The following is a 21,104-nucleotide window of genomic DNA, read 5'->3' on the forward strand; positions in this document are numbered from 1 at the left end:
CGCGACAGGAGATGGTTATGAGCGACAGTCTTTTCTTCAGAACAAGCCGCGCCGAACGTGAAATGCCCCCGCTGCGAGGGGAGGACGGGCTGAACGATGCGGTGATCCCGCTGGCGCTGCACCGGGCCCAGCTTGACCTGGCCAAGGGCCCGGGGCACGAGGCGGCGCCGATTCCGCGGGTGAGCCCAGCATCCGCGCCGCTGCAGGAAGCGCCTGCCAATGCCGAAGGCCCGATCGCACCTGCCGTGAAAGAGAAGCCGCAGGCGGTTGCGACGTCGCCAGCTGACCCCGTGTTTCGCAATCGGGGGCGTTTGTACCTTGTGTCGCGGTCGCGCGGTGGTGTGGGGGCCACGACTTTTGCGGTGAACCTTGCGCTTGGCCTGTGTCAGACGACGCAGAAAGCGAAACGGCGCGTGGCGATTGTCGACTTTGATCTGCAGTTTGGCACGCTGGGAAGCAGCCTCGATCTTGCAGATAAAGGCGGGCTTCTGGCGCTTGCGCAGCTGGATTACGAACCCGATGTGCATGCCATCCGTGCCGCCCTGCAATTGCACGAGAGCGGGCTTTCGGTTCTGCCTGCACCGCGTCATCCCGTGCCGCTGGATGCGCTGGATGCGGCGCGCGTGCAATCGATCATCGACGCCCTGCTGGAGAGCCATGATGCTGTTGTGGTCGATCTGCCGCCCGCGCTGGTTGACTGGCTTGAGCCGCTGCTGCGACGGGCAGAGCGGCTGTTCATGGTGACCGACCTTGCCGTCACGTCGATCGACTGTGCCAAGCGCATTCTGGACACTTTCCGTGAGGATGCGCCAGAGTTGCGGGTCGATATCATCGTGGGGCGCGAAAAGAAGCCGCTGTTTGGCGGGCGGCTTCACCGTGAGATTGTGACGGCCCTCAATCAGCCGCTGCGCCATTGGCTTCCCTTTGATCCGAAGCGGGCACGGCTGGCACTCGATCGTGGCGAACCGCTGTTGAAGATGCAGCCGCGTGGTGCCTGGTCGCGGGGCATTCGCAAGATTGTGGGAGGGCTTGAGTGATGGTCCTGCGCGATGCCCAACCCAACCGAAACAGGAAATGACGCCATGTTCAGGGATTTTGTAAGCCGGCGCGCGGAAGCAAGGGCCGAGGCATCAAAGCAAGAGGCGGTATCGGGGGCGCTGCGCGTGGTGCCAGCCCAGACCGACGTTGCGCCGAAACAGCGTCTGAACGAGGTGGATGCCACGTTGCGCGCGCGGCTTGATCTGAAGTCGCGGCTGCATGAGGTGTTGCTGAGCCGGTTGAACCTTTCGGTGCTGGACCGGGTCGAACGGTCAGAACTGAAGGCGGAAATCGGTGCGCTTGTGCAGGATTTTCTGGCGACCGAGAACCGCCCCATGCGGGCAGAGGATGCCGAGAAGCTGACGGATGAGCTTCTGGATGAAGTGATGGGGCTGGGGCCGCTGGAACCGCTGCTGGCCGATCCCAGCGTGGCGGATGTATTGGTGAACTCTTACCGCAATGTCTATGTCGAACGGCATGGTCTGCTGGAACGGGTTCCGGTGCAATTTCGGGACGAACGGCACCTGCTGCGGATCATCGACAAGATCGTCAGCCGGGTCGGACGTCGGGTGGATGAAAGCCAGCCCTGGGTGGATGCGCGGCTGGAAGATGGGAGCCGCGTGAACGCGATCATCCGCCCCTGCGCCATTGATGGGCCGACGCTTTCGATCCGCAAATTCTCACGCGATCCGCTGACGCTTGAACGGCTTGTGGAACGTGGTGCCTTATCCGAACAGGCCGTGCGGGTGTTGATGGCGCTGGTCGAGTCGCGGCTGAACGTTCTGATTTCGGGGGGAACCGGATCTGGCAAGACCACGATGCTGAACGCGTTGTCCAGCTTCATCGACCCCCGCCAGAGGATCGTCACGATCGAGGATGCCGCCGAATTGCAGTTGCGGCAGGAACATGTGGTTCGTCTGGAAACGCGCCCTGCAAATCTTGAAGGCGCAGCCGCCGTCACCCAGCGGGATCTGGTCCGCAATGCGCTGCGGATGCGGCCTGACCGGATCATTGTGGGCGAAGTGCGCGGGTCCGAGGCGTTTGACATGCTGCAGGCGATGAACACCGGCCATGACGGATCGATGACGACCATCCACGCAAATACGGCGCGGGACGCGCTATCGCGGCTGGAGCAGATGGTGGCGATGATGGGGGGCGAGATGCCCATATCGGTGGTGCGCCAGCAGGTCGCATCGGGGATCAATGTCGTGCTGCAGCTTGCGCGTCTGCCCGATGGATCGCGGCGCGTGATTTCCGTTTCCGAGATAACCGGGATGGAGGGCGACGTCATCAGCATGCAGGACATCTATCGCTTTCGCCAGACGGGGCGGGCGTCGGATGGAACCATCCTAGGCGGGTTTGCCGCAACAGGCATTCGCCCAAAATTCGCCGAACGGCTGGAAGCATCCGGCTTCAGCCTGGCGGGCGAGATTTTTGCCGAAGGGGTGTAGGGAACCATCATGCTGTCGCAGATCAATCCGGAAATCCTGTTGATGGGGGGCGTATTCCTTGGCGTCATCCTGTTGATGGAGGGCTTGCGCCAACTGCTTTCCCGGCGCGAAACAACGGGTGAGGCCCGGTCGCGACGGATGAAGATGATCGTTTCCGGGCAGGGGCTGACCGAGCGGCTGGAGTTGCTGACACCACAGCGGAAGGGATCACCCATTCCGGGCTGGCGAGAGTTGGAGACGCTGCTGGCGGAAGCCGGCATGTCGGTGCAGCCGGGGCTGTGGCTTGCGGGGATGGGTATGTCCTGCCTGCTGATTTCCGGGGTGGCGAGCCAGTTCGCGCCCGGGCCAGCAGTGTTTCCGCTTGCCTTTGCGGTGTCCTTCGGGGTGCCGACCCTTGTCTTGCTGGGTATTCGCGACCAGCGGCGGCAGCGGCTGGTCCAACAGCTTCCCGATGCGCTTGACCTTATGGCGCGGAGCCTGCGGTCGGGATACCCGCTGAGCGCATCGATCCGGACGGTGGCCGAGTCGATGCAGGATCCGATTGCGACAGAGTTCGGCATCGTGGTGGATCAGATTTCCTATGGCGATGAATTGGTCGTCGCCATGCGGAAGTTGTCGGGTCGCGTACCGACCGAGGATTTCCGTTATCTGGCCGCCAGCGTAGCAATCCAGCACGGAACGGGTGGCAATCTGGGGCGCGTATTGACCCTGTTGTCACAAGTGATCCGGGGTCGGGCCATGATGCGGCGCAAGATCAAGGCGATGTCGGCCGAAGGCCGCATATCGGCGCTGATCCTGTCGTGCATCCCCTTTCTGATGGTGGGTCTGAATTCGATCATCACGCCGGAATACTATGGCGGTGTCGTTGAGGATCCGATGTTTCTGCCGCTGGCGGGCGTCGCAATCGGCCTGATCGTGACCAATGCGCTGGTCATGGCGAAACTGGTGTCGTTCAAGATCTGAGCGGGAGGGAGTGCCATGGTCTGGCTGGAAGCGTTCATCCTGAAAAGCGGGGTTCCGCCGATCCTGCTGGTGGCGGGGGTCTTTATCTTCGGCCTTGTGCTGTTGGCGGTCGCGGCGCTGCTTGTGGTCCGCGACCGCAACCGCAGCCGCGTTCTGCGCAGGCTGCGGGGGAGCGACGGATCGGCGTTGCCGGTGCTGCGCGAGGTTGAAGCTGCGGATGGGGTTTTGGACCGGGTTTTTGTTCCAAGTGCGGCGGAGGAGCGCGGCAAGCTGCGGCGCGATCTGGCCCATGCCGGGTTTCGCGCGCCGAATGCGGCGCTGATGTTCAACCTTATCCGGTTCGGGGTTGGGGTTGTTCTGCCACTGGTTATTGCGTTGATCTATCTGTTCCCGACCAAGCTGCATTTGCCGGTTGTGCTCATGGCGCGGTTGCCCCCGCTTAGCCTTGAACAGGTAATGCTTATCTGCGCGCTTATCCTGACGGTTGGTTTCTATGGGCCAAGCATCTGGCTTGCTGCGCGCGCCTCCGAGCGGCGGACCCGGATCGAGATGTCCTTTCCCAATACGCTGGACCTGTTGCAGGTGGGGGTTGAGGCGGGACTCGCCTTCGACGCGGCGCTTGCGCGTGTTGGGGATGAGTTGATGGAGGTGGCCCCTGATATCTGCACCGAATTCCATGTCGTGCAGAAAGAGATTCTTGCAGGACGCGATCGGGAGTCGACCTATCGAGATATGGCGGATCGGCTTGGGATCGACGAGGCTTATGGGTTCGTCAACGTCGTGATGCAATCCATGCGCTTTGGCACGAGTATGAGCACCGCGTTGCTGGCCTATTCGGCCGACATGCGCCAGCGCCGCGAGTTGCGAGCGCAGGAAAAGGCGAACCGTTTGCCGGTGCTGATGTCTGCGGTCATGGCGGGACTGATGATGCCGGCGCTCTTGATCGTGACGATCGGGCCGGTCGTGCTGCGGTATATTGCGCAACAATAGACCAAGCTTTGTTTGAGGGGACCTGACTTTGCCTCAGAGTTAGCGGGCAAAAGTGGCCGCGCTTCCAGAGGCAACGCAGACAGGCCGATACCGTTTCATCGGGGAGTTGCCGGATACAGTCGTGGCAGAAGAATAGCGACGGGCGGTTACTTGGGGATTGTTCCACCGACTGCTTGACGGTGTTGACGGCATCGAGATTTGCGGTTCGATGTCGGCAATGGATCGAAACGTTCAGCCAAAGCTGAGAAGGGGTTGATGAAGGATCGACTTCCGTCCCGCGTCCTTTGGCCATTGGTTCTGGCGAATGCCACAAACCGGGATCCCACAAAACTGCCGCTGAAACCGTTCTTGCCGAAGGGCAGTGTTCAGCCGTGTTCGTTCAAAACAGCGCGTTCGACGCAAGGGGTGGAGAACATCAGCCGGCCTTTTGCGCCATTTGCGCTGAATGCGGCGGAAGCTGACATTCGTTGCCACCTGGGTAGGTGAATTAAACGAACTGGCCTGCGTTAGGGCTGCATCAAGCGGATGGCGTTGTCCTTTATGATCACCGACGGTTCTTAGAACGTAGGTGGGGTATTGATCCACAGGATGCGTGCAAGCGTGCTGCCGATGTTGCGATAGCCGTGCGGCCGCTCGGACCGGAAGTGAAAGCTGTCGCCCGGCCCCAATTGCCAACGTTGATCGTCCACGACAAGTTCCACAAGGCCGTCCAGAACATAGCCCACTTCCTCGCCCTGATGCGAGATCAGGCCATCCGAAGCCCCGCCGGGCGCAATTTCATGGATGTCAGCCTGCAGGGTGACGCCTGGGGCGTGGGGGATCACACGTTCAAGCACCACGCCGTCGCCGTGCCGCAGGTTGCCATCGTTCAGACGCGGGCGTCGGCCCGCGCGTTGCACGATTTCAGGGCTGCTTTGATCATCAAACAAGGCTGCGATGTTGACGGACAGCGCCTGTGCCAGCCGCCGCAGCAGGGTGATTGACGGGTTCACTTTGCCCGTTTCGATCTTGCACAGCATGCTTTCCGAACACCCGGCACGGGTCGCAACCTGATCCAGCGTTAAGTCCAGAAGTCGCCTGCGGGCACGCAGGGTGTGACCGACATGTTCCGTCGGCCGAGATTCGGATGATTCAAGTTTCTTGAATTTTGATAAAGTCACCAGTTTGCTCCCAACCTCGGAACTTGTGCTGCGCGCCCGAAAACATCCCAAAAATGGGCGATATTCGCAAATTCTTTCATCACGTTCGAATCCATGAGTTTTTCTGTACGGCAAAAACGTTGACTGTAATTCAAGTCAGCAAACTTCCTGAGTGCGTAGACAAGCCTAGCCGCAGACAAACCGCCCGACAACTGGGCGCACAACATGGAGAGTGGAATGACCCTCGGACTGACCCGTCGTCGTCTTTTGAAAACTGCTGGCGCCTCGCTGCTGGGTGTCGGTGCCGCAAGCTTTCCGATGCCCGCACTGATCCGTAGTGCACGCGCTGCCGATACCGTGAAACTGGGGTGCCTGTTTTCGTCCTCGGGGGCGATGGCCAATGTTGAAGGCCGCCTGACATCGGTTGTGCGCATGGCTGCGGAAGAGTTGAACGCCGCCGGCGGCGTGTTGGGCCGCACAGTCGAGGTGGTGGGGACGGACCCGGCATCCGATTGGCCGCTTTACGCCCAGTTGGGCCGCCAGTTGATCGAGCAGGATCAGGTTGCTGCGCTGTTCGGCTGCTGGACATCGGTGAGCCGCAAGTCGGTTTTGCCGGTCGTGGAACAGTCTGATGCGCTGCTCTACTACCCGCTGCACTTTGAAGGCGAAGAGAACAGCAAGAACGTCGTCTACCTGAACTCGCCCCCGTCGTCGTCGGTATTGCCGGCCGTGGAGTACCTGATGGGACCGGATGGCGGTGAGGCGAAGCGGTTCTTCATGCTGGGGTCTGACTATGTCTGGCCGCGCACGATCAACCAGCAACTCAAGGGCTATTGGGCATCGAAGGGCATTCCCGAAACCGACTGGCGTGAGGAATATGTGCCGGTGGGCCATTCCAACTTCCAGACGCTGGTCAATCAGATCCGGGAATTCGCCGACCAGCCGGGCGGTCAGCCGGTGGTGATCCTGACGGTGGTGGGCAACTCGATCCCCGACTTCTTCCGCGAGTTTGCCAATCAGGGCATCTCGGCGCTGGACGTGCCGGTGCTGGGGTTGGATGCGCTGGAGGCGGATTTCGAAGGGCTGGATACCTCGGCGCTGGCCGGTCACCTGAACTGCTGGGCCTATCTGCAATCCGTGGCAGGCCCGGGCAACGACGCGTTCAAGGCCGCCTGGGCCAAGCATGTGGCCGATACCGGCGTGCCCTACCGTGGCGATGTGGCGATCGACCCGATGGTGTCTACCTATGACGGCGTGCATCTGTGGGCGCTGGCGGCAGAGAAAGCCGGGTCCTTTGCGGTGCCCGAGGTCCGGGCGGCCAGCCCCTCGGTCAGCTTTGCCTGCCCGTCGGGGTATGAGATTTCGATGATGGCCGACAGCACCTATGTCAAACGGGGCGTCTTCATCGGGTCGCTGAATGAAACGCAGGGCTTTGACGTGCTGTGGCAGTCCGAAGGCACCCCCGATCCGCTGCCCTTCAGCCCCTACATGCAGGGCTGACGATGTTCTGCGCGGCGGGCCATCCCGCCGCGCATCCCCGCCGCACAGCCCTGTTGTCACGCGTAGCGGGCTTGACCCGCAGCGCAGAGGAACATGCCGGATGCCCCTGATACGAGCACTCATCTTTCTGGCGGCCCTGATCGGTTCCCCCGCCTATGCAGACCGCGCGGCGCTGAGCAGCGCGCTCTGCGCGGGGTCGGTGGTCGAACAGGTCACGGCGTTGCGGGCCTTGGCCGAGGCCGGTGCTGCGGGCGGCGCGGATGAGGCGACATGGGCGCTGGCCGTGGTCGATGCGGTGGAAGCGCGGAGTTTGCGCTGCACCCCGACAGGCGCGTTCATCGGCGAGGGCCCAGACGCCTTGGATGCCGCTACGCTGGCCCCCGCACCTGCGCCTGTGGATGCAGTCGCGATGCCCATCAACAATCGTTTGCGCGCTGCTGCTGCCTCTGCTGCCGCCGCGTTGACCCTGTTTTCAGATGCCGATCCGACCGCCCGCGCCAAGGCGGCAGCCGCGCTGGAACGGCGGCGAGAGGCGCTGAGCCTGCCTATTCTGGACGCGGCTCTTGCGCAGGAAACCGATGCTGCGGTTCTGGCGGTTCTGCAGCCGCTGCGCGCCCGGATGATGCTGGCCGATCCCGACCCGGACAACCGCATCCGCGCAATCGAGGCGATTGCAGCCGAGGCCACATTGCGCAACCGCACCCTTATTGAAGAGGCCCTGACCGATGAGCCCGAGCCGAGCGTTCAGGCCGCCGGTGCCGCGGCGATTGCGCAGATCGACCGGCAGGTGGCCATAGGGCAGGGGCTGTCCACGCTGTATAGCGGGCTGAGCTATGCCAGCGTCTTGCTGCTTGCGGCGCTGGGGCTTGCCATCATCTTCGGGCTGATGGGGGTGATCAACCTTGCACAGGGTGAGTTCATCATGATCGGCGCCTATGCGGCGTGGTTCGTCCAGAACGCCATCCGCGCGGTGATGCCGGGGCTGATTGACTGGTATCTGATCGTGGCCTTGCCCGTATCCTTCCTTGCCGCCGCGCTGGTGGGTGTGGTGATGGAGGCGCTGGTGCTGCGCCGCCTGTATGACCGCCCGCTGATGACTCTGCTGGCCACATGGGCGGTCAGCCTGCTGTTGATCAATCTGGTCCGTGTCACCATCGGCACACAGAACCTGGAGTTCCATCAGCCGTTCTACGTGGTGGGCGGGATACCGGTGGTGGGTGATTTCATCGTCACGCTGAACCGCCTTTTCGCGATTGCCATTGCCGCACTGGCTTTTGTGGGTGTGGTTCTGGTGCTGCGCTTTACCACCTTCGGGCTGAACATGCGCGCTGTGGCGCAAAACAGGGCGATGGCCGGGGCGGCGGGGATCGATGCGCGCCGCACCGATCGGATGGCGATTGCGCTGGGATCAGGCCTTGCCGGATTGGCCGGGGTGGCGCTGGCACCGCTTTACAACGTCAATCCGAACATGGGGACGGGGTTTATCGTGGACAGTTTCATGGTGGTGGTGTTGGGCGGCGTGGGCAGTCTTGCCGGCGCGGTGCTGGCATCGTTCGGGATCGGACAGATCAACGTGATCATGGAGCCGCTTTACGGCGCGGTGGCCGCCAAGGTGGTGGTCCTGCTTCTGGTGATCGCCTTTATCCAGCGCAGGCCGGAAGGGCTTTTTGCGCCCAAGGGGCGGCGATGATGGGCGGGGGGATGCTGTTCCGGATCGTCGCGTTCGCGCTGGCTGTGCTGACCTTGGCCTTGCCGATCCTTGGTGGCCCGCTTGCGGGCAGTGGTATCGGCATTTCGCCTTATCTCGCCAATATCATCGGCCAGATCGCCACATTCGCCCTGCTGGCCATCGCGCTGGACCTGATCTGGGGCTTTGCCGGGGTGCTGTCGCTGGGTCACGGGCTGTTCTTTGCGCTGGGCGGCTATCTGATCGCCATGCATATGCTCAAGGACGGGTATGTGAATGCAGGCGTGGTGCCTGACCTGATGACCTTCATGGGCTGGACCGACCTGCCGGGCTATTGGGCCTTTTTCGAAAGCTTCCCCTACGCGGCCGCACTGATCCTGATCCTGCCCGGCCTGCTGGCCTTTGCCTATGGCTGGATGTCGTTTCGCAGCCGGGTGAGCGGGGTGTATTTTGCCATCATCACGCAGGCGCTGACCTATGTGGCGATGCTGTTGATGTTCCGCAACGATACCGGGTTCGGCGGCAATAACGGGATGACCGGGTTCGTCAGCCTGCTGGGCTTGCAGATGGGCGCGCCGCAAACTGCCGTCTGGCTGGCCACGGCCTCAACCGCCGCGACGCTGGTGGCCTTTCTTCTGTGCGGGCGGCTGGTCCGGTCGCCCTATGGCCGGATGCTGATTGCCGTGCGCGATGACGAGGCGCGGTTGCGCTTTCTGGGTTACGATCCGGTCTGGCCAAAACTCGCGGCATGGACGTTGTCAGGTGTGATCGCTGCCATTGCCGGGGCGCTGTATGTGCCGCAGGTGGGGATCATCAACCCGCGCCTTCTGTCGCCCGAAGTGTCGATCGAAATCGCGGTCTGGGTGGCGCTGGGCGGGCGCGGCACGCTGTCGGGGGCGGTGATCGGGGCGGTTGTGATCTCGGCCTTGAAGTTCTGGTTGACCGGATTTGCGCCTGACCTGTGGCCGTTCATCCTGTCGCTTCTGGTTTTGCTTGTGGTGGTTGGCCTGCCAAACGGGCTGACGGACCTGCGGCTACCCTTCTGGCGGAGGGCGCGCGATGACCGCTGAGATCCGGGGCGCCCACGCTGTTCAGGTTGAAGGGCTGCGCGTCACCTTTGGCGATTTTGTCGCCATCCCGAACCTGACCTTCATCGCCAGCTACGGCGAGATTCACGGGGTGATTGGGCCGAACGGCGCGGGAAAGACCACTCTGCTGGACGTGATCACCGGCAAGACGCTGCCCAAGGCGGGGACCGTGTTGCTGGACGGGAAGATCGACCTGTGCCGGTTGTCAGAGCCGGAAATCGCCTTGGCCGGCGTGGGACGCAAGTTTCAAAAGCCAAGCGTCTTCGAAGCGCTGAGCGTGCGTGAAAACCTTGAACTGGCGCTGCGGTTGCACGTCCGATCAATTCTGTCGGAATTGCGGGGCTGGGCCGATCCGCGCCGCGCGGCACGGGTGAATGAGGTGCTTGCCGAAATCGGCCTGTCCGACCGGGCGGATGCGCCAGCGGGCATTCTGGCGCATGGGCAAAAGCAATGGCTGGAGATTGGCATGCTGCTGATGCAACGCCCGAAACTGTTGATGCTGGATGAACCTGTGGCAGGCATGACCGAGTCTGAGACCCGCCATACCGCCGATCTGGTGCGCCGTTTGCGTGCGCCCGACCGCGCCATTCTGGTAATCGAACACGACATGGCCTTTGTCGAAGAAATCGCGACCCGCGTCACGGTGCTGCACGAAGGCACGCCCATCTTTGCGGGGCGGATGGCGGATGCGCGTTCCGACACGCGGGTGCGCGAAGTTTATCTGGGGCGCCACTGATGCCGCTGACCGTATCATCACTTCGTCAACGCTATGGGTCGGCCCTGATCCTGGAAGGGGTCGGGTTCGAGATCGCGCCGTTCTCCTGCATGGCGCTGTTGGGCCGCAACGGGGCGGGAAAGACCACGCTGCTGCGCACATTGATGGGCATCATGCCCTGCGATGGGGGAACCATCACCTTTGACGGTGCAGACATGACGCGCGCGCCGTCCCATGTCCGCGCGCGGGCAGGCATGGGCTATGTGCCGCAAGGGCGCGAGATATTTGCCGATCTGACCGTGGGCCAGAACATCGAGATCGTTCTGCGCAACCACGGCACCCCGGAACCAGATGCAGCGCGGGATGAGGTGGTGGCCCTGTTTCCGGTGCTGGGCCAGATGTGGGGGCGGCGCGGAGGTGATCTGTCAGGTGGGCAGCAACAGCAATTGGCCATTGCGCGCGCGCTTGCGCCCCGGCCAAAGCTTCTGATCCTGGATGAGCCGACCGAAGGCGTGCAGCCATCCATCGTCGAGGCGATCGAGGCGGCCATTGCGGCGCTAAAGGGCCGGATGGCGATCTTGCTGGTTGAGCAATACTATGAATTTGCACGATCTTTGGCGGATGCCTACGTCGTGCTGGATCGTGGTCGCGTCGCCCAAAGCGGGGCGGGAAACACTATGGAAGCCGATGGCGTATCCCGCCTTTTGTCGGTCTGAACGCAAAGGATATCGAACATGCCCAAGTCTCATCATCTTGATTGGCGCCCTGAAAACCTGTTCTGGGGCTATTTCGATGCGACGACACCGGCAGTGCTGGAAGTCGATAGCGGGGATGAGGTGACGCTGGATTGCCTTCCGGCCTGCGTGATGGCCGACTTGCCGCCCGGTCATGTGGGCGTGCTGCCGGAACATCTTGCGGCCCTTGAGGCCCATGCCACGCGGATGGGTCCCGGACCGCATTTCATGACTGGGCCAGTCTACGTGCGCGGCGCGGAACCGGGCGATGTGCTGCAGGTGGATATCCTTGAGGCGACGCCGATGCAGGATTGGGGTTTTACGGCGATCTTGCCGTGGTTGGGCGCGCTTCCCGATGAATTCACCAACTATCAGAACATGTTCCTGTCGATTGACCGGACCGCGGGCACCTGCACCATGCCATGGGGCCTGACGATGCCGCTGGAGCCTTTCTTTGGCGTGATGGGTGTGGCTCCGCCTTCGTCCTGGGGGCGGATCGGATCACCCCAGCCGCGTGCGCATGGCGGTAATATGGACAACAAGGAGTTGCAGGTTGGAACGACGCTGTATCTGCCTGTTCATCAGCCGGGCGCGCTGTTTTCGGCGGGAGACGGGCACGGGCGGCAGGGCGATGGCGAAGTGTCCATCGCCGCCCTGGAAACCGCCTTGCGCGGGCGGTTTCGCCTGACGGTGCGCAAGGATATGGAACTTACCGGCCCCTTTGCAGAATCCGACAGCCATCTGATTTCCATGGGCTTTCATGAATCGCTCGACGAGGCGATGCGCCGCGCCGTGCGCCAGATGATCGGGCTTGTATCTGCGCGTGCAGGCATCAGCCGGGATGAAGCCTACATGCTTCTGAGCCTTGCAGGCGATTTGCGGATTACGCAGGTCGTCGATGGCGAAAAGGGCGTTCATATGATGATGCGCAAGGACTGGCTGGCAAGCAAAGCCGGATGAAGGGTGGCTATGTCCGCCCATCCAAAGAGTGCACGAGGAGACATCCGCCGTTCGTCTTTGGAAGAAGGTCGTCGACACGTCGCGTGCGCCACATCACGCTTCGGGCTTAGTTCAACCGGTTCGTCACATGGGGCGGAAAGCGGACTTGCGGCGATGCGGCAGATGACCATGGATCTACTGCAAGCAGCCTATGGCCCCACTCTTCTCGGTGGGGCGATGATCGGGCTGTATCTTGGGATTTTTGGCTGCTCACTCGCCGGATCATGTCTGCCACGGGGATGATCGGCAGATTGCTGGCGGCAGATGATCCACTTTTGTCGTCAGACCGAGGCCGGGGCTTCCGCCGCTTCGTCACAAACCATTCCGGAAGTGTCCCTTATCCGATCGTCGACGAGGCGAACCACAGTCTGCGGTCACCGTTCCGGCGCGCCTTGGGGCGCTGTCGCGCGTGTTGAGGGTGAGGATGAGGCAGGCAGGTGGATGGGTTGATCCAAAGAAAACGGGCGCCCCCGAGGGAGCGCCCGTTCATTCGTCTGATGGGGTTGCATCAAGGAAACCCGCAACCCGGCAGTTCCTGCCTTAGAAGCGGAAGGCGATGCGCGCGTTTACCGTGGTGGCGTCCAGATTGATGCCCGACCCGGAGAAGTTTTCGAAGCGATGCTCCAGAATTTCCGCGCCCAGCGTGACGCGGCGTGTCAGGGCGTAATCCACACCAACACCCATCGCATAGCCATCATCGTTGCCGATGGTGCTTTCGGCCCGCACGGCTGCGACCGTACCGTAAACCAGCACCGGACCCAGATCATAGCCACCGATCAGCTTCAGACGTTTGACATTGTTCACCGTCACGGCGCCGCCGTTCAGATCGAGGTCGATCTTGTCGGAGTTTCCTTCGATACCGACGACCACCTTGCCCAGGTCCGCGCGGTAACCGGCGAACAGGCCATTTGTGGATTTGTCGCCGTTAAAGCTTTTGTCCGACGCGACGATATCGACCGTGCCAAACTGGGCACCGAAATAGAAGCCGCTCCAATTCCGGTTTGGTACGGCAGCCGCCGCCGGTGCCGCGGCAACGACCGCTGCCGGTGCGACCGAGGGTTCATTGAAGGCTTCGGCCAGGCCGCCTGCCAGCGCGGGCATCGCGGCCCAAGTCGCTGCCACAGCCAGCGCTGTTGCTTTGGATAGTTTCATTCGGACGTTCCCCACGTTGTGCCAAATTTGGCGTTAACCTTTATTAATGGAGCGTGAGGTTCAAGTGGTTCCTGTTCCAAACAGGGGTGGGTGTTGCAGGGTTTGCCCCCTTACGGGTGCTTTTCCCTGAAGACCGACGTTGATTTTCGATGAGCGGAGCGCCGGAATGGCGTGTGGATTGGGACCTGCGCTTCCTCGCCACGACCCCTGCTTTGTATGTTCTGCAAGCGTCATTCGCTGGGCGTTTGGCGCGGTGGAGCCAAATCCGGGCGGTGCCGAATGCCGGGCAGAATGCTTGCAGGACTGCCCTGTCGCGCCGTAAACTTTGCTGTCGGCGTGTGTGTGCCGGTGGCTGTGGAGTGTGGGTGATGCGTGTTCTGTTTTACGGTGGCTGCCACGGTGCCGCGCTGCGCCGGATATTCGAACGTTTCGGCGATGGTCTGACCCATGTCGACCACCTGACGAACTTTCAGCTGATCCGAAAGAACCTGCCTGTTCCTTATGAGCAATTCACGGCCTTTGACGTGGTGGTCTTTAGCCCCATCCGGAATAAGGCCGACTATAACACCGTGCATCTGGAAGAATATCTGTCCGGCAAAGGGGTGCGCTTTATCAAGTTTCCATGGCTGGAATGGGAAGGCTACTTCCCCGGCATGAGCCGTGTCAGTTTGCCATGGTATAGCGGGTGGTGGCCCACCGCGCTTGAGGCGGCAAGTGAGCAGTTTGGAACCTTTGAAGAGTTTCGCGCAGCAGTCTACGACGGTTCAGTGCTGCATGAAGAGGCCCTTCGTAACTTTGACCTGACCACTGAAAGGATGCGGATTGAGGAGGAGGACTGCGATGTTCGCATGGCCGATTTCATCCTTGAGAATTTTCGCAACCATCGAATGTTTCTGACCCCGGATCATGCGGGGGTGGAGCTGTACAAGCATGTGGCCAGCCAGATCGCGCAAAAGATCGGCTGCACGCTGGACCCGGCCTTTCTGGAATCGACGGTCGAAACGCAGGCGGGGATCAACTTTCCCGTGCTGCCTGCGGTGCGGCGTGCGTTGGGCATCAGGTTTCCGGGGGGCGAGTTCGAATGCAACCTGTTCTTTGGAACGACCCGGTTTTCGATGACCGAGTATTTGCATCTGGTCTATCACCGCAGGCAGGTTCTGGCCGCCGTTGCCGTGGCCAATACGCGGATCTATCCGCTTGCTGCGCCAGAGGCCGCCGAGGGGCAGGTTGCGGTGGCGGGGTCACATGCCAAGGTGGGAACGTCCGTTCTTCTGCAATCCACCGATCATCCACGAGCCAAGGGGTTTGGCACCTATCGGCTTGTCGCCCTGCATCGCGGAAGCAAGGACACCGCCGCGCTGGGGATGAAGCTGGTGCGGCTTTACAATCGACACTGGAGCCTTGGGCAATCCGTGGAAGGTGCAGAGCCCGAAGATGAAAAGGCCAGCTTCGATGCGACTGTGATTCCGGCGGCAAGCGTGCAGTGAAGCCGTGATGGGCCTTGCTGCCGTGTCGTGATGCGGGGCGGGGACGGGTGAAAGGTCATGTCCGCGTGAACGGAAAGGCTGCGGGGTGGCGCTTGGCGCCGTGGCATGTCTTATGGTCATAATCATTATGACCGGAGATTTTCATGACACACCCGATCCTTACGCTGAACGATGGGCGCACGATTCCGCAGGTGGGTTTTGGCCTGTGGCAGGTGCCGGCGGATGAAACCGCGCGGGTGGTGCGCGAAGGGCTGGCGGCGGGCTACCGGCTGATCGACGGCGCGGCGATCTATGGCAATGAGGTGGGGCTGGGCGAAGGGTTGCGGTCGGCGGATGTGCCGCGCGATCAGGTGTTTGTAACCACCAAGGTCTGGAATGACAGGCAGGGGCGCGATGAAACCGCGAGGGCGGTGGAGGACAGCCTGCAACGGATCGGGCTGGCGCAGGCCGACCTGATGCTGATCCACTGGCCCTGCCCCGAACAGGGGTTGTTTGTCGATACGTGGAAGGCGCTGATCGCGCTGCGTGAGGCGGGGAAGGTGGCATCCATCGGGGTGTCGAACTTTCGGCTGGCGGATCTGGAGCGGATCATCGGGGAAACCGGGGTGGTGCCGGTGTTGAACCAGATCGAGTTGCACCCGCGATTGCAGCAGGCCGAGTTGCGGGCATTCCATGCCAAGCATGGGATCGTGACGCAAAGCTGGACACCGCTGGGACAGGGCCGGTCTTTCGACGCCGCCCCGGTTCAGGCCGCCGCCGCGCGGACGGGGCGCAGCCCGGCGCAGGTGATCTTGCGCTGGCATGTGCAGCTTGGCTGTTCGGTGATCCCGCGATCCACCCGCGCGGCGGGGCTGGCCGAGAACCTGAACATCTTTGATTTCACCCTGACCGAGGCCGAGATGGCCGCCATCGCCACGTTGGATGCGGGCGAGCGGACGGGGCCGGACCCGGCAAAGTTCAACTGATCTTTGGCGGTTTCGGCCAGTACTGCCGTGCGGCGGCCAGCGCGAATTGCAGCGCAAGGCCGCCCGCGATGATCAGTGCATCGGTGGTGAAATCTTCGCCGGTGACATGCTTTACCCCCTGCAATCCGATGCAGAGCACCGAGCCGAGCGCAAAGACCGGCAGGGCCTGACGGCCCAGCAGTTCGAAGGGGGTGGCAATCCAATGCGCGCAGGCGCGGCGGATGAAGGCGAAGGACGACAGGAAATAGGCCAGCGCGAGGATGTGCAGGAGGCGCGGGCCTGTCACATAGGTCTTGTCGAAGGCGGTCAGGTTCCAAGGCAGGTGGAATGTTTCCTTGGCCAGCCAGAGCGTGTGGCCGGTGACCTTTGACACCGCCGGAAACTGCACCGACAGCGCGGCATAGACAAGGAAGATACCTGTCAGAACCTGTAGCCACCGGCGGATGGGAACGAAGCGCCGCCCGTCTTTCATCGCCACCCCGGTGAGCAGACCGGTGATGAAGATCACCTGCCATGTCAGCGGGTTGAAGAACCACACGCCCGAGGTTGGGTAATTGGGCGGCCCAAGCCGCCAGATGCCCGCAGCCAGCCACACCGCGACCGACACGGCCATCAGCCAGAGCGGAGTGCGCCATGCCAGGTACAGCAGCACGGGTGCGACAGCCAGCAGCACGAGGTAGAGCGGCAGGATGTTCACATAGCCGAACTGGTGGGTCAGGATCACCAGACCGATCAGGGTGCGAAGCGGGTCGAGCCAGACCCATTTCATCTGGTTCTCGAACAGCAGCTCCGAATTGCCCAGCCAGAGCGCCACAGCCGAGGCGGCAGCAAGGGCGGCAAAGGTGGCCAGGATATGCACGAGGTAGAGCGTCCACACCCGGCGCCACACGCGGGCGAGCCCGGTCCAGAGCCGCATTGAGGTGGCCCGGAAATCGGCGGAATAGGCCAGCCCTGCCGCGATGCCAGACATCAGGACGAACCCCTCGGCCGCGTCGGAGAAGCCGAAATTGCGCGACGTGTAATCTTCGAACACCGTGCCAGGGACGTGGTTGAGAAAGATCATCACAAGGCAGATGCCGCGAAACACATCAAGGCGGGGATCGCGGGTCGAAGGGATCCGGACGGGAGTGGCAGAGTCGGGCATGGGTCACCGCTTGGCCGGGTATCTCCGGGCTGGCGGGGGTCTTGCCCGCTCTGGCCATTATGTGCAAGGGGCGCTGCGGTGCGGCGGCAGAATGCTGCGCGAAGGCCGCCTAGGCAGCGGCACGGTCCGGCAGATCAGCCTCCCACCGGGCGAGGATGCGGTCATGCAGGGCCATGATGGCCGGGGGTTGCTGTTCAGTGGGAATGGCGAAAAGCGCGGTCCGGCTGGGGCGCGAGGACCACGAGATCAGCAGGGGCGCCAGAACCATGGGCAGCGCGACGGGAAGAAGCCACGGCACCAGCTGCGGCGACAGCGCCTGCGCGAAGGCCAGAACTATGGCGCCGGTGGTGACGATCCAATGCGAGGCGGCCCAGGCATCGCGGAAGGACAGGGTGCCATCGCCGCGCGTCTGCGACGGCCAGCCGCCATCGGCCCCGCGCAGCACCTGAAGCACCGAGCGGGTTTGGAACATCAGGAAGATGGGGGCGGTGATGGATGAGAAGAGCAGTTCCGTCAGCGTCGATTGCAAGGCGCGGATCATGCCGCCAAAGCCGCGCACGCGGCGGCGCAGGGCGGCATCCAGCAGAATGAGCATCTTGGGCAGGAACAACAGACCGCCCACGCCAAGCGCCAGCAGCAGTGCCTTGGACACCTGGCTGACTGGGATCACCGGGAAGGGCCAGTATTCGATGGGGAAATAGTCGATCGGCGGTGCAAAGAGCGGCGCAGCGATGGAGGCGGCAAGGAAGGCCAGCCAGAACACCGGGGCGATATAGGCGAGAATGCCTTGCAGGAAGACGAAGCGGCTCCACCCTTTCAGGCCGGGGGCGAAGATCAGGCGGGAATGTTGCAGGTTGCCCTGGCACCAGCGGCGGTCGCGCTTGGCGTGGTCGATGATGTTTTCGGGGGCTTCTTCATGGCTGCCTTGCAGATCGTCATCCACCCGGACTGTCCAGCCCGCGCGGGCAAGGAGGGCGGCTTCGACATAATCATGCGACAGGATATGGCCACCAAAGGGCGGGCGGCCCGACAGTTCCGGCAGGCCGCAGCTTTGGGCGAATGCATCCATGCGGACGATGGCGTTATGGCCCCAGAAGGGGCCCGTGCGGCCCTGCATCATGGCCAGACCGCGCGCGAAGATGGGGGAATAGAAGGCCCCGGCGAATTGCATCGTGCGGCCAAAACGCGATTTCGCGCGGATGATCGTGGGCAGGGTCTGTAACAGCCCAAGATCGGGCGCAGCCTGCATCCGGCGGACCATTTCCACCATCGTCGCGCCTTCCATCAGGCTGTCGGCATCGAGGATGATGGCATACTGATACCCCGCCCCGGCGCGTTTGATGAAATCTTCGATATTGCCGGCCTTGCGGCCTTTGTTCTGGGCGCGGCGACGATAGAAGATGCGGCCTTCGCCATGCGTGTCGGCCAGCAGGCGCAAGAACCATATGCGTTCGCGGGCTGCCACCTCATCATTGCGGGTGTCGGACAGGATGGCGAAATGGAAGCGGTCGCCAAAGCCTGTGGCGCGCAGCGAGGCATCCATCGCGGCGATGCGGGCGAAAGTGGCGACCGGGTCTTCGTTGTAGACGGGGACAAGGATTGCGGTCATCGCGCGGATCGGGCCGGGATCGCGCGGCACGGCGGGCGGGCGGGACGTCAGGCCCAGAAGCGCGGTGAAGGCCCCCCATGCGAGCCAGAAGGTGGAGGCAAAGATCAGGGCGGCGCGCAGCACATCAAAGCTGTCAAACCCGTCTGACGCGCCGAATTGCAGAAAGACGATGAAACCAAGCCCGGCGGCAAGGAAAGAGGCCGTCAGGGTCAGGGTGCGCGTCACATACACCCGGCGGTCAGGATCGACCTTGGCCCCCACGCCCTAGTGCCCGGCCTTCCGCAAGCGCGCAAAGCGCGGGCGCAGGGCAGCGAACAGGCCTGCGGCCTGCGGGGCGGCTTCCAGTTGCTGCACCGGCATTGCAAGCGGCGCGTCGGGAAGTTTTCCCAACTGCTCGGCCAAACGGTCGAGGTCGAACTGTTCCGGCTTCGCGACTTCCATCATTTCGCGTTGATCCACTGATAGAGCCAGGTTTCCGTCAGGCGGCGGTCAAACCCCGCCAGATGCGCCGAAAGTTCGACGACAGCGTCGTCTTCGGCGGTAATGTCGATCACCAGACGCCAGATATCTGTGTCGGCGATTTTTTCCAGCACCTTGCTGGTCACTTCCCCGTTGGCGATTGTGACAACGGGTTCCAATTCGGTGTCACCACCCAGCGGGCCGATCAGCCCGCCGCGATAGTCCACCACGAATTTGCGCGTGCCCTGCTGCACTTCGACCCCGGCAAAGCCGCCATGGCCAGAGCGCGTTTCGAATACATAGGCCAAGGGTTCGCCCGAGTCATGGGCAAGGTCGCCCCAGTGCAGGCGATAGGCGAATTCCCGTGCATCACCGGCTTTGGCCGGGGCTTCGGGCACCCAATAGGCGACGATATTGTCGTTGGCTTCCAGATCCGACGGGATTTCCACAAGGCGGACATTGCCCGCGCCCCAATCGCCCAGCGGTTCGACATCCAGCGACGGACGGCGTTCATAGCGCGCGCCGGTATCTTGATAGCTGTCAAAGCTGCGGTCGCGCTGGTGCAGGCCGAACCGGCGCGGCGCTTTTTCCGCGAAATAGCTGCCCGTCAGGCGCGGCGGGTTGTTCAGCGGCCGCCAGATCACATCGCCATCGGCGCGCAGGATGCGCAGACCGTCGCTGTCATGGACATTGGGGCGGTAGTCATCAAACTCCGCGCGGTTCTTTTCCGAGAAGAGGAACATCGAGGTGAGCGGTGCGACGCCCAGTTCGGCTACGTCCTGACGGAAGAACAGCCGGCAGGTGACATCCATCACCGTCTCTGTCCCGGGGGTGATGACGAAGCGGTAGGCCCCGGTCACGCTGGGGCTTTCGAGCGTGGCATAGACGGTGATGCTGTCGCCGCCGGCGACGTCACGTTCCATGTAAAAGCGTGAGAAGCGGGGGAATTCTTCGCTTTGTGCGGTGGCGGTGTTCAGCGCCAGACCCCGTGCCGACAGGCCATAGGCCGAATTGCGGCCAAGCGCGCGGAAATAGGACGCGCCTACGAAGGCCACCAGTTCATCCCATTTATCGGGGCGGTTGAGCGGATGGTTCAGCCGGAACCCGGCCACGCCGGGCAGTTCGGCATGTTCCGGCACGCGGTCGGCCAGATCGTTGAGGTATTCGAAATCATCGGTGGAAAACAGCATCTCGGACGCAAGACCACCGGAAACTTCGAACAGGCGGACGGGTTCGGGGAACAGCCAGCCCATATGGAAGGCAGCAAGGCGGAAGCGGGTTTTCTCTCCGGTCCAGCGCGAGCTGTCATCATTGAAGCGGATCAGGCGATAGTCATCGTAATCCAGATCGCCAAGAAACCCTTCGGGCGCGGCGGCAGTGACATGCGGCTGCGTGCTGAGGACGCGCATCTCTTCGGTCAGAAGATCGAAGGAAAATTGCTGCGCTGCCGCAACCGGGGCGGCGGCGGGCGCGGTGGTCGTTTCTTGTGCAAAGGCCGTCGCGGGCAGCGCGACCAGTGAGACGGGCAGCATAGCCCCTGCAACAGAGAGGAAGTCCCGCCGCGACAGCCCGGAGGTGGTGGTGCCTGTAATCGTCATAGAGGTCTATAACCCAAAGGTTTTTTCCCGCGCCTCAGACCGCGCGACTCAGCGGCGGATATAGGGGACAGGGGAAGCCGACTGCAAGGCGCGTTCAACTGGGCGTGAATTGGATGGCGTGAAATTGCCAAGACCAGCGGACAAAACTGCACAGAATTTGAACAAAACCGATGCTGCGCCTGCAAAGAGCCGCGCCTTTCAGCGTTAGCGGAAGCCTGATCCGGCCTTTGATGGCCCGGCCAAAGGCAGGCGTGGGCATCCTTTTGTTGGCATTTCTAATGGACAAACAATCAGGCTACACTGACGTAGGGGCGTTGAAAGGGTCAGGACAGGCACGACATGCGGACAAGCAGCGCGCCGGGCCGAACCGGGCCGGAAGGGCTTTT

General features: G+C 62.4%; 18 protein-coding genes. 12 read left to right on the forward strand and 6 right to left on the reverse strand.

The annotated features are described in order from the left end of the window. Positions 1 to 17 precede the first annotated feature (17 nt). Genes RSE12_03735 through RSE12_03750 form a run of 4 tightly spaced genes read left to right on the forward strand, consistent with a single transcriptional unit; the run spans position 18 to position 4,442 of the window. On the forward strand, positions 18 to 1,037 hold the full coding sequence (locus tag RSE12_03735; protein WRH63456.1) for an AAA family ATPase: 1,020 nt from the start codon (positions 18 to 20) through the stop codon (positions 1,035 to 1,037). A 45-nt stretch (positions 1,038 to 1,082) separates the two neighbouring features. Continuing rightward, entirely contained in the window at positions 1,083 to 2,489 is a 1,407-nt protein-coding gene (locus tag RSE12_03740; protein WRH63457.1) for a CpaF family protein, read from the forward strand. 9 nt (positions 2,490 to 2,498) lie between these two features. After that, positions 2,499 to 3,452: a type II secretion system F family protein gene (locus RSE12_03745; GenBank protein WRH63458.1), complete on the forward strand. Its 954-nt coding sequence runs from the start codon at positions 2,499 to 2,501 to the stop codon at positions 3,450 to 3,452. 15 nt (positions 3,453 to 3,467) lie between these two features. Next, positions 3,468 to 4,442, forward strand: coding sequence for a type II secretion system F family protein (locus tag RSE12_03750; GenBank protein ID WRH63459.1), 975 nt, complete (start codon positions 3,468 to 3,470; stop codon positions 4,440 to 4,442). 557 nt (positions 4,443 to 4,999) lie between these two features. Here RSE12_03750 and RSE12_03755 read toward each other — a convergent pair. Next, positions 5,000 to 5,602: an XRE family transcriptional regulator gene (locus tag RSE12_03755; protein ID WRH64731.1), complete on the reverse strand. Its 603-nt coding sequence runs from the start codon at positions 5,600 to 5,602 to the stop codon at positions 5,000 to 5,002. Positions 5,603 to 5,818: 216 nt separating this feature from the next. Here RSE12_03755 and RSE12_03760 point away from each other — a divergent pair, with 216 nt between their 5' ends. The 6 genes from RSE12_03760 (at position 5,819) to RSE12_03785 (ending at position 12,265) form a co-directional block, all read left to right on the forward strand. Further along, complete coding sequence (locus RSE12_03760; protein ID WRH63460.1) at positions 5,819 to 7,081, forward strand: transporter substrate-binding protein; 1,263 nt, start codon at positions 5,819 to 5,821, stop codon at positions 7,079 to 7,081. Between the two features lie 100 nt (positions 7,082 to 7,181). Then, positions 7,182 to 8,771 (forward strand): urea ABC transporter permease subunit UrtB, encoded by a 1,590-nt coding sequence (urtB, locus tag RSE12_03765; protein WRH63461.1) that lies wholly within the window; start codon positions 7,182 to 7,184, stop codon positions 8,769 to 8,771. Further along, on the forward strand, positions 8,768 to 9,838 hold the full coding sequence (gene urtC, locus RSE12_03770) for an urea ABC transporter permease subunit UrtC (protein ID WRH63462.1): 1,071 nt from the start codon (positions 8,768 to 8,770) through the stop codon (positions 9,836 to 9,838). The genes urtB and urtC overlap by 4 nt, the downstream gene beginning before the upstream one ends. Then, positions 9,828 to 10,592 carry an urea ABC transporter ATP-binding protein UrtD gene (gene urtD, locus RSE12_03775; protein ID WRH63463.1) on the forward strand — a complete coding sequence of 255 codons (765 nt, stop codon included), beginning with the start codon at positions 9,828 to 9,830 and terminating at the stop codon, positions 10,590 to 10,592. The genes urtC and urtD overlap by 11 nt, the downstream gene beginning before the upstream one ends. Beyond that, positions 10,592 to 11,287 (forward strand): urea ABC transporter ATP-binding subunit UrtE, encoded by a 696-nt coding sequence (gene urtE / locus RSE12_03780; GenBank protein WRH63464.1) that lies wholly within the window; start codon positions 10,592 to 10,594, stop codon positions 11,285 to 11,287. Before urtD ends, urtE begins: the two co-directional genes overlap by 1 nt. An 18-nt stretch (positions 11,288 to 11,305) precedes the next feature. Next, a complete protein-coding gene (locus RSE12_03785) occupies positions 11,306 to 12,265 on the forward strand; it encodes an acetamidase/formamidase family protein (GenBank protein WRH63465.1) in 960 nt (319 codons plus the stop codon). Between the two features lie 579 nt (positions 12,266 to 12,844). Here RSE12_03785 and RSE12_03790 read toward each other — a convergent pair. Then, entirely contained in the window at positions 12,845 to 13,456 is a 612-nt protein-coding gene (locus RSE12_03790; protein ID WRH63466.1) for an outer membrane beta-barrel protein, read from the reverse strand. 368 nt (positions 13,457 to 13,824) lie between these two features. On the opposite strand from RSE12_03790, the gene RSE12_03795 reads away from it, so the two are divergent. Together RSE12_03795 and RSE12_03800 are read left to right on the forward strand one after the other, a co-directional pair. Further along, the gene (locus RSE12_03795; protein WRH63467.1) at positions 13,825 to 14,943 is read left to right on the forward strand and encodes a WcbI family polysaccharide biosynthesis putative acetyltransferase; all 1,119 of its coding nucleotides are present in this window, start codon (positions 13,825 to 13,827) and stop codon (positions 14,941 to 14,943) included. A gap of 143 nt (positions 14,944 to 15,086) precedes the next feature. Continuing rightward, positions 15,087 to 15,908 (forward strand): aldo/keto reductase, encoded by an 822-nt coding sequence (locus RSE12_03800; protein WRH63468.1) that lies wholly within the window; start codon positions 15,087 to 15,089, stop codon positions 15,906 to 15,908. Here the strand turns inward: RSE12_03800 and RSE12_03805 are convergent. The 4 genes from RSE12_03805 to RSE12_03820 all read right to left on the reverse strand — a co-directional run bounded on the left by RSE12_03805 (position 15,901) and on the right by RSE12_03820 (position 20,718). Continuing rightward, the gene (locus RSE12_03805; protein ID WRH63469.1) at positions 15,901 to 17,052 is read right to left on the reverse strand and encodes an OpgC domain-containing protein; all 1,152 of its coding nucleotides are present in this window, start codon (positions 17,050 to 17,052) and stop codon (positions 15,901 to 15,903) included. The genes RSE12_03800 and RSE12_03805 overlap by 8 nt on opposite strands. 109 nt (positions 17,053 to 17,161) lie before the next feature. Further along, positions 17,162 to 18,892 carry a glucans biosynthesis glucosyltransferase MdoH gene (gene mdoH, locus RSE12_03810; protein ID WRH64732.1) on the reverse strand — a complete coding sequence of 577 codons (1,731 nt, stop codon included), beginning with the start codon at positions 18,890 to 18,892 and terminating at the stop codon, positions 17,162 to 17,164. A gap of 33 nt (positions 18,893 to 18,925) precedes the next feature. Continuing rightward, a complete protein-coding gene (locus tag RSE12_03815) occupies positions 18,926 to 19,105 on the reverse strand; it encodes a hypothetical protein (protein ID WRH63470.1) in 180 nt (59 codons plus the stop codon). After that, entirely contained in the window at positions 19,102 to 20,718 is a 1,617-nt protein-coding gene (locus RSE12_03820) for a glucan biosynthesis protein G (protein WRH63471.1), read from the reverse strand. The genes RSE12_03815 and RSE12_03820 overlap by 4 nt, the downstream gene beginning before the upstream one ends. Positions 20,719 to 21,104: the final 386 nt, after the last annotated feature.

The organism is Fuscovulum sp. (assembly GCA_035192965.1).
GTDB lineage: Bacteria > Pseudomonadota > Alphaproteobacteria > Rhodobacterales > Rhodobacteraceae > Paragemmobacter.